Here is a 14,522-nt window from a genome sequence, read left to right on the forward strand (position 1 = left end):
TGTGAGCAGGAAGGTGTGGCTAGCGATGGAGAATGCGCAGTGGCATTGTTTGCGCCGCGACTTCGTGGACGCTCCGTCCCTCTCCCCCGCCCCTCTCCCGCTTGCGGGAGAGGGGAGCGTCTGCAGGGGTGGTGGGGGCATTCTTACGCCCTTGCATACCGACGGTTTGCTCACCTCGCCCGCTTGCGGGAGAGGGGAGCGTCTGCAGGGTGGTGGGGGCATTCTTACGCCCTTGCATACCGACGGTTTGCTCCCCTCGCCCGCTTGCGGGAGAGGGGCCGGGGGAGAGGGCAGGCGCTACAAGATGCGTGGTGATGCCAGGTTGCAGAGAGACTTCCTCACCGCCCCCACCGCAACACCAGCGGATCCACTCGCCGCGCCACCTTCAGCAGCCCCTCGCGCGTGGCCGGATGCATCGGCTGCAGCGGATGCCGCACCGCGTCTGAAGCAATCACCCCGCCTTCCTTCATCAGCACCTTGCTGGTCGCCAGCCAGCCTTGCCGGTTTTCGTAGTTGATCAGCGGCAGCCACTGCTGATAGCGCTGCGCCGCCAGCTCGGCGTCGCCGGCCTGCCATGCGTCCAGGATCTGGCGGATGCCGTCCGGGAAGCCCGCGCCGGTCATCGCGCCGGTGGCGCCCGCTTCCAGGTCGGCCATCAGCGTGATGGCTTCTTCGCCGTCCCACGGGCCGACGATGGCATCGCCGCCCAGCTCGATCAGTTCGCGCAGCTTGGCCGCGGCCTGCGGCACTTCGATCTTGAAGTACGAGACGTTGGCCAGCTCGCGCGCCATGCGGGCGAGGAAGGGCGCGGACAGCGTGGTGCCGCTGACCGGCGCGTCCTGGATCATGATGGGGATGTCGATGGCATCGGAGACCGTGGCGAAGAAGTCGTAGATGCCGCGCTCGGGTACGCGGATGGTGGCGCCGTGGTAAGGCGGCATCACCATCACCATGGCGGCGCCGGCGTCCTGCGCGGCGCGGCTGCGCTCGGCGCAGATGCGCGAGCTGAAATGCGTGGTGGTGACAATCACTGGCACGCGGCCGTCCACGTGCTCCAGCACGGTCTTCATCAGCACGCTGCGTTCGTCGTCGGTCAGCACGAACTGCTCGGAGAAGTTGGCCAGGATGCAGAGGCCGTGCGAGCCGGCGTCGATCATGAAGTCGATGCAGCGGCGCTGGCCGTCGAGGTCGAGGCCGCCTTGCTCGTTGAAAATGGTCGGCGCGACCGGGAATACGCCGCGGTAGACGGGCGCTTGGGATCGGGGCATGGTCTCCTCCTTGCGGCTGGCACATGGCCGGCGCGGGTTCTGGGTAGTCAATCTGGGCAGTCAATCTGGGCAGTCAATCGGGTCGGGCCAATATACGTGCGGGGCAGCAGCGCTGTATATTGAAACCTTTCCATCTTGTGATCGCTTTTGCGACTCACCCTGTCCAAACATGAAATCGACCCTGGACACCCTCACCGGCCGCCTGCGCATGAAGCAGCTGCATTTGCTGATCGCGCTGGACGAGCACCAGTCACTGCACCAGGCTGCCGCCGCGATGGCAATGACCCAGTCGGCCGCCAGCAAGTCGCTGCAGGAGCTGGAAGGCATGCTGGAGGCGCCGCTGTTCGAGCGCTCCAAGCGCGGCATGCGCCCCAACGCTTTCGGCCACTGCGTGATCCGCCATGCACGGCAGCTGGTGGCGGACCTGGGTGCGATGTGCGAGGAAGTGGCCGGCATCCGCGCGGGCAGCGGCGGGCGCGTCGCCGTCGGCGTGATCATGGGCGCGGTGCCGGATGTGCTGGTGCCGGCGCTAGAGCAGTTGCGGCAGGCGCATCCGGACCTGGCGCTCGAGATCGTCGAGGACACCAGCCTGCGCCTGCTCGGCCAGCTCGACGACGGCCATCTCGACCTCGTGCTCGGCCGCTCGCTGGTCAGCGACGAACCCGGCAAGTACCACTACCACCCGCTTGGCGACGAGCAGGTGTCCGTGGTGGTTGGCCACCTCCATCCCCCGTCCCGGGCGCGGACGATGAGTTTCGCCGACCTCGCCGGATATCGCTGGATCACTTACGCGGGGCACATGCCGATGCATGCGCTGCTGCAGCGCGAACTGGACCACGCCGGCGTCAGCTTCCCCGCCAATGCCATTTCCACTTCGTCGGCGCTGATTACCGTGGCGATGCTCCAGCGCGATCCCGGGCTGGTGTCGCTGCTGCCGGCCAGCGTGGCGGAGCTGTTCGTGCGCCAGAAGATGCTGCGCATCCTGCCCGTGCGCCTGCAATCGCGCCAGCAGACCTTCGGCATCGTCACGCGGCGCGGCGGCGCCTTGCCCGCTTCCGCGCGGCAGCTGGTGGCGATCCTGAAAGCGCAGGCGGGGAAGCCGGCCGTAGCCGTATAGCCCAAGGCATAGCCCAAGGTATAACCCCAGGTGATCGCCAGTTCAAAAAACGTCAGTAGTGGCGAATCGCTGATGCTCATATAGTCTGCTCATCCGCGCCACAAGAGCCGGACAGCAAAACGGAGACAGCGATGAAGACACGGATTGCCGGCACATTTGCCGGCGCACTTGCCGGCCTGGCCACGGTGGCCGCCGCAGTGACGACCAGCGCCTGGGCGCAGGACACGCGGCCGGTGCGTCTGATGGTGGGCGCCGCGCCCGGCGGCGGCACCGACGTGATGGCGCGCATTGTCTCCGACAAGCTTGCCGCACAGTTGAAGCAGCCCGTCGTGGTCGACAACCGGCCCGGCGCCTCCAACACCATCGCCGCGGACATCACCGCCAAGGCCGCGCCGGACGGCAACACGCTGCTGATGGGCGTGGTCACCTCGCAGGCGATCGCGCCGCACTTGCTCAAGCTGCAGTTCGACCCGCTCAAGGACCTGGCGCCGGTGGCGCTGGTGTCCTCGGTGCCTAACGTGCTGGTGGTCAACAACCAGGTCACGGCGCGCGACGTCAAGGCGCTGGTCGCGCAGATCCAGGCGAGTCCGGACAAGTTCCGCTTCAGCTCCTCGGGCGTTGGCAGCACCCAGCACCTGGCCGGCGCCGCGTTTGCGCGCCAGATCCAGGGCAAGCTGCTGCACGTGCCGTACAAGAGCAGCAGCAGCGCGCTGGTCGACCTGATGGGCGGCCAGGTGGACATGAGCTTCGAGACCATGCCGTCGGTGATCAACCATATCAAGGCCGGCAAGCTGCGCGCGCTGGCGGTGACCGCGGACAAGCGCTCGGCGCTGCTGCCGAACGTGCCGACACTGGCCGAGGCCGGCGTGCCAGGCATCCAGATGAATGCCTGGTACGGCGTCTATGCGCCGGCCGGCACGCCGCCCGCCACGCTGCAGAAGCTGGGCACCGCGCTGTCGACCGTGATCAAGGATCCGGATACCGTGCGCAAGCTGGCCGACGTGGGGGCCGTACCCGGCGCGCTGACTGCCGCGCAGTTCGATGCCTTCTCGCGCGCCGAGTACGCGCGCTATGGCAAGCTGATCGCCGAGCTTGGCGTCAAGCTCGACTGAGCCCGTATTTCAAGAATCAAGAGAATTTCATGACTTCACGTCCACGAATCGCGATGGTGCTGGGCGATCCGGCCGGCATCGGCCCCGAACTGATCGCGCGCCTGCTGGCCGACCCGGCCACCAGCGAACAGGCCGACATCCTGCTGATCGCCGACCGCGACGAATGGCGCCGCGGCATGCAGGTGGCGGGCGTCGAGCTGGCGCTGGCAGAGACCGATACCCTCCGGTTCGCACAAGGCGCGCCGCGCCTCTACCACTGGGAACTGGACGGCAAGCCCGCTTATCCGCGTGGCGCGTCCAGTGCCGAGGGCGGCCGCTACAGCCTGGGCACGCTGTCGCTGGCGCTGTCGCTGGCGCTGTCGCTGGCGCAGTCGGGCCAGGCAGACTCGATCCTGTTCGGGCCGCTCAACAAGAGCTCGCTGCACGCCGCCGGCATGGACCACAGCGATGAACTGCACTGGTTTGCCGAGCAACTCGGCTACCACGGCGCGTTCTGCGAATTCAACGTGCTCGACGGCCTGTGGACCTCACGCGTCACCTCGCATGTGGCCCTGAAGGACGTTCCGGCGATGATCACGCCGGAACGCGTCGGCGCCGCCATCGACCTGATCGACCAGGCGCTGCGCCGTGCCGGCATGGCAACGCCGCGCATCGCCGTATGCGGCCTGAATCCGCACAACGGCGACAACGGTGCCTTCGGCCGCGAAGAGATCGATGTGATTGCCCCGGCCGTCGCTGCGGCGCGCGAGCGTGGCGTGAATGCCGACGGCCCGTTTCCGGCCGACACCATCTTCCTCAAGGTGCAGGGCGGTCCGTTGCAGCGGCAGTTCGACGCCATCGTCACCATGTACCACGACCAGGGGCAGATCGGCATCAAGCTGATGGGCTTCTCGCGCGGCGTGACGGTGCAGGGCGGGCTGCCGGTGCCGATCACCACGCCGGCGCACGGCACCGCGTTTGACATCACGCAGCAGGGCCGCGCCGATCCCGGTGCCACGCTGCAGGCGTTCCAGATTGCCTGCCGCATGGGTGCGCAACGGCGCGCCGCCGCGCAAGCCTAGCCACTCTTCAATCCATACCAGATCACAGCATGACCGCCCCCGGCGCGGCCGGGGAGCGTTCGCACCAACGCATCGCCATCAGGAACTGAACATGAAGATCACCAACGTCCGCGCCCGCGTCTTCGAATGGAAGGGCAAGACCGTGCCGCCGCAGGCGCACTTCTGCACCAACGCCACCGACATCCTGTTCGAGCGCGGCGACGCCATGGGCTCGTTCCGCTTTCACGGCTGGATGGTGGTCGAGATCGAGACCGATACCGGCCTGGTCGGCATCGGCAACTGCGCGCTGGCCCCGCGCGTGGCCAAGCAGATCGTCGACGAGTACCTGGCGCCGGTGGTGATCGGCCAGGATCCGTTCGACAACGAATACCTGTGGCAGAAGATGTACCGTCGCACCCACGCCTGGGGACGCAAGGGCATCGGCATGGCGGCGATTTCGGCGGTCGATATCGCGCTGTGGGACCTGATGGGCAAGGCTGTCGGCAAGCCGGTGTTCAAGCTGCTGGGCGGGCGCACCAAGGAAAAGATCTGGTGCTATGCCTCAAAGCTCTACAACAACGACGACCGCGATGCCTTCCTGTCCGAAGCGCAACGCTACCTGGACCAGGGCTTCACCGCGATGAAGATGCGCTTCGGCTACGGCCCCAAGGACGGCCCCGCCGGCATGCGGAAGAACATCGAACAGGTGCGGCTGCTGCGCGAGCTGGTCGGCGACGGCGTCGACATCATGCTGGAGTGCTACATGGGCTGGACGCTGGAATACGCGCGCCGCATGCTGCCGCGCCTGGCCGAGTTCAATCCGCGCTGGCTGGAAGAGCCGGTGATCGCCGACGATATCGAAGGTTATGTCGAGCTGAAGAAGGCGAGCCCGTTCCCGATCTCCGGCGGCGAGCACGAGTTCACTTCGTACGGCTTCAAGGACCTGCTGGAGCGCCGTGCGGTCGACGTGATCCAGTACGACACCAACCGCGTCGGCGGCATCACCGCCGCGCAGAAAATCAACGCGATGGCCGAGGCCTGGTCGGTGCCGGTGATCCCGCATGCGGGTCAGATGCACAACTACCACCTCACCATGGCATCGACCGCTTCGCCGATGTCCGAGTATTTCCCGGTGCACGACGTCGAGGTTGGCAACGAGCTGTTCTACTACATTTTCAAGGGCGATCCGGCGCCGGACAACGGCTACCTGCAGCTTGACGACAACCTGCCGGGACTGGGGCTGGAGTTGAACGAGGAGTACTTCAGCCAGTTCAATATCATCGGCTGACGGGCCCTGGCGCACTACAATCAAGAGGCATCAAGAGGCGTAGTGCCCTTGTCCTGGAGTTCGCCATGGCCAGATCCCGCCGTCTGCTGGCCGCCTGCGCGGCGCCCATGGGCCTGATGTGTGCCATCGGTGCCATCAGTGCCTTCGCCGCGCCGCCTGCCGGAACGCTGACTGTTTCCTTCCTCCATCCCGAAACCTACACCGATGCCGCCTACCGCAGCGCATACGGCAGCGACCGGGAGCGCGCGCAGGTAATGAACGATATCCGCCGCCACTTCGACGAGCTGGCGGCGCGCTACCTGCCGCCGGGCCATGCGCTGAGCATCGAGGTGCTCGATGTCGACCTGGCGGGACATTTCGAGCCATGGCGCGTGCGCGGCTATGACGTCCGCATCGTGCGCGATGTCACCTGGCCGCGCATGACGCTGCGCTATGAACTGCGCGGCAGCGACGGTGCCGTGATCGGCAGCGGCGAGCAGCGTATCTCCGACCAGAGCTTCAACATGGGCGTCAACGTCTACAGCCAGAGCGACAGGCTGCGCTATGAGAAGGCGATGATGGACCGCTGGTTCGACGAGACCGTCAGGCGCCGGATCGCAGCGCGCCAGACCGGACAGGGATGATCCGACGCTGGCACTACTGGCCGTAGATGCGCAGCGCCGTCTCGCGCAGCGCATCCGCGACCAGCAGCGCGCCGGGCGACATCAGCCGGTCGGTCGGCGTGATCAGGCCGAAGTCGTCCATATGGCAGGGCATGGCCATCGGCAGCACTTCCACCATGCCGAACGCCGCGTAATACTGCGCAACATCCGCCGTCAGCACCGCGATCATGTCTGATTGCGTCACCAAGCGCGTCAGGAACAGCAGCGCGGCGGTTTCCACCACGTTGGTCGGCGGCGCCAGGCTGGCGCGCTGGAACATCAGCTCGAAGCGATGGCGCAGCACCGTGCCGGCGGGCGGGATCAGCCAGGCGGCGTCGGTGGTATCGGCCAGAGACAGGGCGGGCGCCGCCAGCATGGGGTGGCCGGGCCGCACCACGGCGCAGACCGGCTCTTCCGCCATCGGCTCGTAGCGCAGCCGACCCTTGTCGTGCTCGGGAAACAGCCGCGCGACCACCATGTCCAGCTTTTCCTGCCCCAGCCGGTCGAGCAGCACGTTGCTGTTGTCGATCTCCACCGAGACCCGCAACCCCGGATAGCTTGCCTTCACCCGCGCGATGGCCGGCGGCAGCAGCCGCACGCCGGGCGAGGTGATCGCGCCGATCGCCACATGGCCAAGCCGGCCCGCCTTCAGCGCCAGCACTTCCTCGCGCGCCTGGTTCAGGCTGCCGATCACCGCGCGCGCATGCCGGATCATCGCGCGGCCATAGTCCGTCGGCGCCATGCCGCGCGGCAGGCGTTCGAACAGCGGTACCGACAGCATCTCTTCCAGTTCGCGCAGCAGCTTGGAAGCGGCCGGCTGTGTCATCGCCAGGCGTTCCGCCGCGCGGTGGATGCTGCCTTCGTCGGCGACGGCCAGCAATAGCAGCAGCTGGCGCGTCTTGAGGCGGGTGTGGCTGTGCCAGGCGGGTGCCGCAGGGGCCGCATCAGCCGCGGCGGAAAGGATGAGGGGTTCCATGGGGTTAATACCAATGCCGATATCGATATGGCAAATGCCGAACTCTTCATTAGTAGCATATCGGCAAGCTGCATACACTCCGTCCGACAAAACAACCACGACCGGAGACAGCGTGGCCCCCGCCATGAGGCGATGCCGCTGGATCCGCCGTCCCTGCCATCCCCGCCGCCGGCCTACGGCGGCCCTCGTCACAGGAACAACATGTCGGATTCCAAGGACAAGCAACGCAAGCCGCTGCGCTCGACGGCGTGGTTCGGCACCGCCGACAAAAACGGCTTCATGTATCGCAGCTGGATGAAGAACCAGGGCATCCCCGAGCATGCGTTCGACGGCCGCCCGGTGATCGGCATCTGCAATACGTGGTCGGAACTTACCCCCTGCAACGCGCATTTCCGCAAGCTGGCCGAGCACGTCAAGCGCGGTGTGTACGAGGCCGGCGGCTTCCCGGTGGAATTCCCGGTGTTTTCCAACGGCGAATCGAACCTGCGCCCGACCGCCATGCTGACGCGCAACCTGGCCGCGATGGACGTGGAAGAGGCGATCCGCGGCAACCCGATCGATGCGGTGGTGCTGCTGACCGGCTGCGACAAGACCACGCCGGCACTGCTGATGGGCGCGGCCAGCTGCGACGTGCCGGCCATCGTCGTCACCGGCGGGCCGATGCTCAACGGCAAGCTCGACGGCAAGGACATCGGCTCGGGCACCGCGGTCTGGCAACTGCATGAATCGCTGAAGGCGGGGGAGATCAACCTGCACCAGTTCCTGTCGGCCGAAGCCGGCATGTCGCGTTCGGCCGGCACCTGCAACACCATGGGCACCGCCTCGACCATGGCCTGCATGGCCGAGGCGCTGGGCACGTCGCTGCCGCACAACGCGGCGATCCCGGCAGTCGATTCGCGCCGCTATGTGCTGGCACACATGTCCGGCATCCGCATCGTCGAGATGGCGCGCGAGGACCTGACGCTGTCTAAGGTCCTGACGCGCCAGGCGTTCGAGAACGCGATCCGCGTCAATGCCGCGATCGGCGGCTCGACCAACGCCGTGATCCACCTGAAGGCGATCGCCGGGCGCATCGGTGTGCCGCTCGAGCTGGAAGACTGGAGCAACGTGGGGCGCGACACGCCGACCATCGTCGACCTGATGCCGTCGGGCCGTTTCCTCATGGAAGAGTTCTACTACGCCGGCGGCCTGCCCGCGGTGCTGCGCCGCATGGGAGAGGCCGGCCTGCTGCCGCATCCGGGCGCGCTGACCGTCAACGGCAAGGCGATCTGGGACAACGTCAGGGATGCGCCGATCACCAACGACGAAGTCATCCGCCCGCTGGACCAGCCACTGATCCGCGACGGCAGCATCCGCATCCTGCGCGGCAACCTGTCGCCGCGCGGCGCCGTGCTCAAGCCGTCGGCGGCGACGCCGAAGCTGCTGCGCCACCGCGGCCGCGCAGTGGTGTTCGAGGACCTGGAGCACTACAAGGAGCGCATCGTCGACGAGTCGCTCGACGTCGATGAGAATTCGGTGCTCGTCCTCAAGCGCTGCGGCCCGCGCGGCTATCCGGGCATGGCCGAGGTGGGCAACATGGGCCTGCCGCCGAAGCTGCTGCGCCAGGGCATCAAGGACATGGTGCGCATTTCCGATGCGCGCATGAGCGGCACCGCCTACGGCACCGTGGTGCTGCACGTGGCGCCGGAGGCCGCGGCCGGCGGGCCGCTGGCGATCGTGCGCGACGGCGACTGGATCGAGCTGGACTGCGAGGCAGGGCGCCTGCACCTGGACATCGATCCCGCCGAGTTCGAACGCCGCATGGCCGACGTGCAGCCGCTGCAGGCCCCCGCCGACGGCGGCTATCGCAAGCTCTACGTCAACCACGTGCTGCAGGCCGACGAGGGCTGCGACCTCGACTTCCTGGTCGGTTGCCGCGGACGCGAGGTGCCGCGCCACTCGCACTGATCCATCCCGTTGCATTGAATGCGCGCGGCCACGGCGGCCCAGGCGCGACCCCTTACAAGAACAGAGGAGACTAGCCATGCATGGCACACAGACCGCGCCGCTGGAGCGCGCCGTCCCAGGACAGGAAACCGGCGCACAGGCGCAGGAGGAGACCCGCATCGTCGGCATGCTGGCGCGCCGGCTGATTCCGTTCCTGGCACTGATCTACGTGGTGGCGTATATCGACCGCTCGGTGGTCGGCTTTGCCAAGCTGCACATGAACGCGGCGATCGGCATCAGCGACGCAGCCTATGGCCTGGGTGCGGGTTTGTTCTTCATCGGCTATTTCCTGTGCGAGGTGCCCAGCAACCTTGCGCTGGAGCGCTTCGGCGCGCGCCGCTGGTTCGCGCGCATCCTGCTGACCTGGGGCCTGATCACCATGGCGATGGCGTTCACGCAGGGCGCGCACAGCTTCTACGTGCTGCGCTTCCTGCTGGGCGCGGCCGAAGCCGGCCTGTATCCGGGCATCCTGTACTTCCTGACCAAGTGGTTCCCGATGCGCCATCGCGCACGCATCATCGGACTGCTGGTGCTGGCCCAGCCGATCGCGCTGATCATCACCGGACCAATTGCCGGCCTGGTGTTGTCGACACAGGGCCTGTGGGGCATGTCCAACTGGCAGACGCTGTTCGTGCTGAGCGGCCTGCCCGCGGTGCTGCTGTGCCTGCCCACGCTGCGGATCCTGCCGGAATCGCCCGCCAGTGCCGCATGGCTGGCACCGGCCGACCGTGCGTGGATCGAGCGCGAACTCGCCGCCGACCAGGCCGCCTATGCGCTCAAGCCGCACGGCAATCCGCTGCAGGCGCTCAAGGACAAGCGCGTGCTGCTGCTGTCGCTGCTGTTCCTGCCGTTCCCGCTGAGCATCTACGGGCTGTCGCTGTGGCTGCCGACCATCATCAAGCAGTTCGGCGTGACCGATGCAATGACCGGCCTGCTGTCGGCGGTGCCCTACCTGTTCGCCGTGGTCGGCCTGTACCTGGTCCCGCGCCACTCGGACCGCAAGGGCGAGCGCTACGGCCACATCGTGGTGGTGTCGGGGCTGGCGGCGATCACCATGGCGCTGAGCGCCTGGGTGCAGTCGCCGGTGCTGCAGTTCCTGTTTATCTGCCTGACCGCGTTCTCGATCTATTCGATCCAGGCGGTGGTGTGGGCGCTGCCCGGTGAATTCCTGACCGGCGCCAGTGCCGCGGTGGGGATTGCCACCATCAACTCGCTGGCCAATCTCGGCGGCTACTTCGGGCCGTACGGCATCGGCGTGATCAAGGACGCCACCGGCAGCCTGGCGGCGGGGCTGTACTTCCTGTCGGCGATGCTGGTGTTCGCGGTGGTGATGGCGTTCGTGGTGCGCGCCGCGCTGCGGCCGGCGGCGCGGGCCGGAGCAGCGCAGGCCGGTGCCTGATCGCTGGCGTCACGGTCGCCGCTTCTTCCACTCATAGTCGGGCGGCGGATCCGCCGCGCCGGCGCGGCCGACCGAGTTCGGGTTTTCCGAGCACAGCGTGACAAAGCTCACCGGCTCGCCCGCATGCTGGCGCTGGCGCAGCGCTTCGGCGAAGTGCAGCGCCTCGCGCATCGCGTCACTCGGAAACGATTGCGCGTGCGGCGTAAGTCCGGAGCCGTGGGCTTCGGACCAGTAGACCATGTACATAAGGCATTCCTCTCGATTGCGCCGGTGACCACGGGGTGCTGCAATCTTCGTTCCGGGGGGACAGGGACGAAGGCTGGGTTCGTCGTGCACCCGATTGCAATCCCTTCCCCGGACTTTTGCAAGCTTTGGCGTGCCACGGGCACAATGGGCGCTTCTGGCACCGTCGCGCTTCAGGCGCCCGCGCCTTGCCGCGCGCCACCTGACCCTGCTGTGCCGTTCCCCTCTCATCTCGTTTCGTTCGGTCCCTATGCCCGACATTGCGCTGATTCCTGCCACCGCTGCCGATGCCGACCGCCTCGCCGCCATGCACGCCGCCAGCTGGCAGCACTCCTATCCCGGCATGCTGCCAGATGCGTACCTGCGCGAGCAGGCCTATCCGGAGCGGCTGGCGGCCTGGCGCGCGCGCATGCTTGACGGCGCGGATGGTCCCGCGGAGACCACGCTGGCACTGGTCGACGGTACGGCCGCCGGCTTTGCCTGCCTCTTGCCCGAGGCCGAGCCCCAGTTCGGTATCTACCTGGACAACCTGCACGTCCTGCCGGCCTTTCACGGCCAGGGGCTGGGCAAGCGGCTGCTGGGGCATTGCGCGCAGCGCGTGGCGCAGCGCTGGCCGGGGCAGCCGCTGTTCCTCTATGTGCTTGAGGCCAATACGCAGGCGCGCGAGTTCTACCAACGGCTGGGCGGCGAGGCGTCGGAACCGTTCGAGGACGATTTCCACGGGCCCGGCCTGCGCGTCATGGTGCGGCGCGTGACCTGGACCGACGTGGCGGCGCTGGCCAGGCGGCTGGCGTGACGCCAGATGGCGGGCGCGGCAGGCGTTGCCGAACCGCTTGCCGCTGGCCTACCATCGCGGCATCCGGAAGCCGCCAGTACCGGCGGTGCGACCTGCCGTGCGCCGCAGTTCTGACGCGGGGCGCGCCCGGATACCGTCACCGCAAGAAAAAACCCGCGGCAACCGCGGGTTCAAGTCCCTGCCCGCAGGATCGGGCTTGGAGGAGACAACCACAGGAAAAGCCGGGGCGTGTCAGCTCAGGCTGTATTTCACGACCTGTTCTTCGACGCCGACAAAACGCACCAGCTGGCGCAGGCCGCTGGCGTATTCCTTGATGTGATGCCCGTCAGGCGTGTCGGGCAACCGGTAGTAGATCGGGGCCTTGTCGCGCAGCGGTGCCAACAGGCCGAGCGGGCGTTCGCCTGCATCGGCTTCCCAGGCGACGTCGCGCTCTTCGGCAAGCATGGGTTTTCCGGTCATGGGCATACTCCCGATTCGGTGGCATGGTGCGGCCGGGGACGGGTTTTTTCTTGCTCGCACAGGGTTTCAATGTATGGAATGTATGGCAGGCAACGCAAAAATGCCATTCAGCATTATTTAATTCTGTCTACCGAAAAACTTCGAAATTGCCAGATTTGCCGAATTTATGCCTGGAAGGGTGCGAAGAGCGGCCTGAAGCGACGCAGCGGAGTTGCCCGGAACGCAGATGGCCGCCGGCGCGGAAAGCACCGCCTGCAGACTCCAACCACTTCAAAGATGGATATTGCTGTCCTTGGTCACGATCTGCTGACCGGTGTAGCGCACCAGCCCGCTGGCTTCGAGCTTCTGTACCTGGACGCCCGTGAAGTCGATGGCTTTGACGATGGCCGTATTTCGGAAGGAGAGCGAACCGATATTGCTGGTGACGAAGGTGGCTTTTTCGCCTTCGTAGTGCTCGATCAGGACGCTGGCGGATTCGAGCATGAGAGAAGCACTGGGGATGGTGCAATGGCGAATGACCGTGGAGTCATACCCTCCCATGATCTGACAGCCTCGGGAGATGTTGGTCAGCTTGTTGTCGACTATGTCGTAAATCCCCTCGTCATCCCTCCCGCATTCCACGTTCTCCAGCACGACAGATTTGAGGTTCTTTCGATTCTCAGGTGCGACAGCGCAATCGAGCGAGCGATAGAGTTCGTAGTAATTATCCTCAGCATTCACGTTGACGCCCCGGAACTGGCTGTTTCGGATGCTAATGGAGCGCGCATTGTCGAGCATGCCGATCATGGCGCCCGCCTGCACGCCCTCGATCAGCACGTCGCCCTGCACGTCGGACCGGCGGATCTCAAGAATATCGAACTTGCTGTTGCGGATGGTCAAGCTGGTGAGGTTGGACGCCGCCATGTCAGTATGTCCCTTGAATGTGCAGTTTTCGATCAGGACTGTGGCGCGGATGTTCTTTCCGTCCGTTCCGTTACCGCTTTGGGTATCAATCGGACCGAACTTGCAATCGCGATAGATAACGACACTGTCGCCACTGACATCCATGTACTGGCCGGTGCAGCGCTCGTATGAGACATCCCCACTGAAATAGATGGCTCCGTATTGATTCACGTCTGGGTTCTTGGCGCCAAAATCGCATTCAACAAAGCGCACATTCTTGCCGCCAGCCGCCATCAGATAGGCGCCGCCCAGCGTGTCGCTGCGCGCGAACAGCACATCCTCCATGGCACGAGCCTGGAAGTTCGAGCCCGGAAACTGGCAGTGCTCGAAGACGCAGTTGCGGATCCGGGACAGTTGGATGACGCCATAAAAGATGCAGTCATAGAAGTGGACGTTCTCCCACGCCTTGTCATAGAAATCGGTGCCACCCAGGCCGAAGTCGGCGCCGCTGATCTTCAATCGCTGATCGCCCAATGCCGCGTGGCGCTTGGCAGGATCCATCAGCAAGGCGTACTCGTGAGGCATGGCCTCGATGTTCTTGGCAGTCATTCTGGTGCATCCGGAAATAGTGAGGCTGGCCATGCCAAGCATGGCGAGGAACTGGCGGCGGTTGCTCATTTGTCTACGTGAGTAGCAATTTTCGGGTCGAGATATCGTTCTCTGAATGTCGTATTCAGCCATTTCCAGTCCGGCACTTCCCCTTGCTCGCCCACCCGCCGGCACAACATTGGGACAAGCTCGATACCAGTCTTCCGCGTGGTGAAGTCGACCGGGAAGAACCACGAATCGAGCTTGAAATGCTCCACCGGAAGCCCCTTGGGCGCCTGGAGCGTGACCTCGCAGAACCAGCGGGTCGTTTTCGCAGCTTGCAACATCGTGATTTCGGCCTGTCTGCCGGCAGGCAGTGTCATCTCATAGATGCCGCTTTGCGGTGCCGCGACTGGGCTTTCAAAGGCGGAGCCCCGAGCGACGTATCGGAACTTGAGCACGGTATCAAAGGGAATCCATGTGGTCTCGCCAGGCGGATTCCGGGTCTTGCCAAAACCCCACAACCGAACCCCCGCAATGCACGCCAGCCGGTGCGTCTTCGGCCCGACGACCATGAAGAAGCTATTCCCTTTGGCATGCTCCCAATGGAGTACCCGTTCGACCTTGCTGAGGTGCATATAATCCAGCGCCACCGCCAGCCGCGGTTGCGCGCTGCCTTTGGTATAGGCAACCTGGCGGAAGGGGACTTTGGCCGATGGATCGTAGA

At 65.7% G+C, this 14,522-nt stretch carries 14 protein-coding genes; 8 read left to right on the forward strand and 6 right to left on the reverse strand.

The window, feature by feature from the left end; translation table 11 throughout:
- Nucleotides 1-338: 338 nt before the first annotated feature.
- A complete protein-coding gene (locus tag ACIP1U_RS28850; RefSeq protein ID WP_400322415.1) occupies nucleotides 339-1,268 on the reverse strand; it encodes a dihydrodipicolinate synthase family protein in 930 nt (309 codons plus the stop codon).
- A gap of 169 nt (nucleotides 1,269-1,437) precedes the next feature.
- Between ACIP1U_RS28850 and ACIP1U_RS28855 the strand changes: the two genes are divergently transcribed.
- The 5 genes from ACIP1U_RS28855 to ACIP1U_RS28875 all read left to right on the forward strand — a co-directional run bounded on the left by ACIP1U_RS28855 (nucleotide 1,438) and on the right by ACIP1U_RS28875 (nucleotide 6,448).
- On the forward strand, nucleotides 1,438-2,385 hold the full coding sequence (locus tag ACIP1U_RS28855; RefSeq protein WP_400322417.1) for a LysR substrate-binding domain-containing protein: 948 nt from the start codon (nucleotides 1,438-1,440) through the stop codon (nucleotides 2,383-2,385).
- A gap of 131 nt (nucleotides 2,386-2,516) precedes the next feature.
- On the forward strand, nucleotides 2,517-3,497 hold the full coding sequence (locus tag ACIP1U_RS28860; RefSeq protein WP_400322419.1) for a Bug family tripartite tricarboxylate transporter substrate binding protein: 981 nt from the start codon (nucleotides 2,517-2,519) through the stop codon (nucleotides 3,495-3,497).
- A gap of 29 nt (nucleotides 3,498-3,526) precedes the next feature.
- Nucleotides 3,527-4,558 (forward strand): 4-hydroxythreonine-4-phosphate dehydrogenase PdxA, encoded by a 1,032-nt coding sequence (locus ACIP1U_RS28865; RefSeq protein ID WP_400322421.1) that lies wholly within the window; start codon nucleotides 3,527-3,529, stop codon nucleotides 4,556-4,558.
- A 91-nt stretch (nucleotides 4,559-4,649) separates the two neighbouring features.
- Nucleotides 4,650-5,825 (forward strand): L-rhamnonate dehydratase, encoded by a 1,176-nt coding sequence (locus tag ACIP1U_RS28870; protein ID WP_400322423.1) that lies wholly within the window; start codon nucleotides 4,650-4,652, stop codon nucleotides 5,823-5,825.
- Nucleotides 5,826-5,890: 65 nt separating this feature from the next.
- A complete protein-coding gene (locus ACIP1U_RS28875) occupies nucleotides 5,891-6,448 on the forward strand; it encodes a DUF3016 domain-containing protein (protein WP_400322426.1) in 558 nt (185 codons plus the stop codon).
- Nucleotides 6,449-6,461: 13 nt separating this feature from the next.
- On the opposite strand, the gene ACIP1U_RS28880 is transcribed toward ACIP1U_RS28875, so the two are convergent.
- Nucleotides 6,462-7,442 (reverse strand): LysR substrate-binding domain-containing protein, encoded by a 981-nt coding sequence (locus tag ACIP1U_RS28880; RefSeq protein WP_400322428.1) that lies wholly within the window; start codon nucleotides 7,440-7,442, stop codon nucleotides 6,462-6,464.
- Between the two features lie 201 nt (nucleotides 7,443-7,643).
- Between ACIP1U_RS28880 and ACIP1U_RS28885 the strand changes: the two genes are divergently transcribed.
- Nucleotides 7,644-9,389 (forward strand): IlvD/Edd family dehydratase, encoded by a 1,746-nt coding sequence (locus ACIP1U_RS28885; RefSeq protein WP_400322430.1) that lies wholly within the window; start codon nucleotides 7,644-7,646, stop codon nucleotides 9,387-9,389.
- 76 nt (nucleotides 9,390-9,465) lie between these two features.
- Nucleotides 9,466-10,827, forward strand: coding sequence for an MFS transporter (locus ACIP1U_RS28890; RefSeq protein ID WP_400322432.1), 1,362 nt, complete (start codon nucleotides 9,466-9,468; stop codon nucleotides 10,825-10,827).
- A 9-nt stretch (nucleotides 10,828-10,836) separates the two neighbouring features.
- Here ACIP1U_RS28890 and ACIP1U_RS28895 read toward each other — a convergent pair whose 3' ends face one another.
- Nucleotides 10,837-11,073, reverse strand: coding sequence for a hypothetical protein (locus tag ACIP1U_RS28895; protein ID WP_400322434.1), 237 nt, complete (start codon nucleotides 11,071-11,073; stop codon nucleotides 10,837-10,839).
- A 247-nt stretch (nucleotides 11,074-11,320) separates the two neighbouring features.
- Here ACIP1U_RS28895 and ACIP1U_RS28900 point away from each other — a divergent pair, with 247 nt between their 5' ends.
- Nucleotides 11,321-11,866 carry a GNAT family N-acetyltransferase gene (locus ACIP1U_RS28900; RefSeq protein WP_400322436.1) on the forward strand — a complete coding sequence of 182 codons (546 nt, stop codon included), beginning with the start codon at nucleotides 11,321-11,323 and terminating at the stop codon, nucleotides 11,864-11,866.
- A gap of 231 nt (nucleotides 11,867-12,097) precedes the next feature.
- Here the strand turns inward: ACIP1U_RS28900 and ACIP1U_RS28905 are convergent, their stop codons facing one another.
- The 3 genes from ACIP1U_RS28905 to ACIP1U_RS28915 form a co-directional block, all read right to left on the reverse strand.
- Nucleotides 12,098-12,325, reverse strand: a complete 228-nt coding sequence (locus ACIP1U_RS28905; protein ID WP_400322437.1) for a hypothetical protein — start codon at nucleotides 12,323-12,325, stop codon at nucleotides 12,098-12,100.
- A 270-nt stretch (nucleotides 12,326-12,595) separates the two neighbouring features.
- Nucleotides 12,596-13,885 carry a hypothetical protein gene (locus ACIP1U_RS28910; protein WP_400322439.1) on the reverse strand — a complete coding sequence of 430 codons (1,290 nt, stop codon included), beginning with the start codon at nucleotides 13,883-13,885 and terminating at the stop codon, nucleotides 12,596-12,598.
- A partial coding sequence (locus tag ACIP1U_RS28915) for a hypothetical protein (protein ID WP_400322441.1) occupies nucleotides 13,882-14,522 on the reverse strand: 641 nt, incomplete at its 5' end. The genes ACIP1U_RS28910 and ACIP1U_RS28915, both read right to left, overlap by 4 nt.

This window comes from Cupriavidus sp. NPDC089707, from assembly GCF_044748965.1.
Lineage (GTDB): Bacteria > Pseudomonadota > Gammaproteobacteria > Burkholderiales > Burkholderiaceae > Cupriavidus.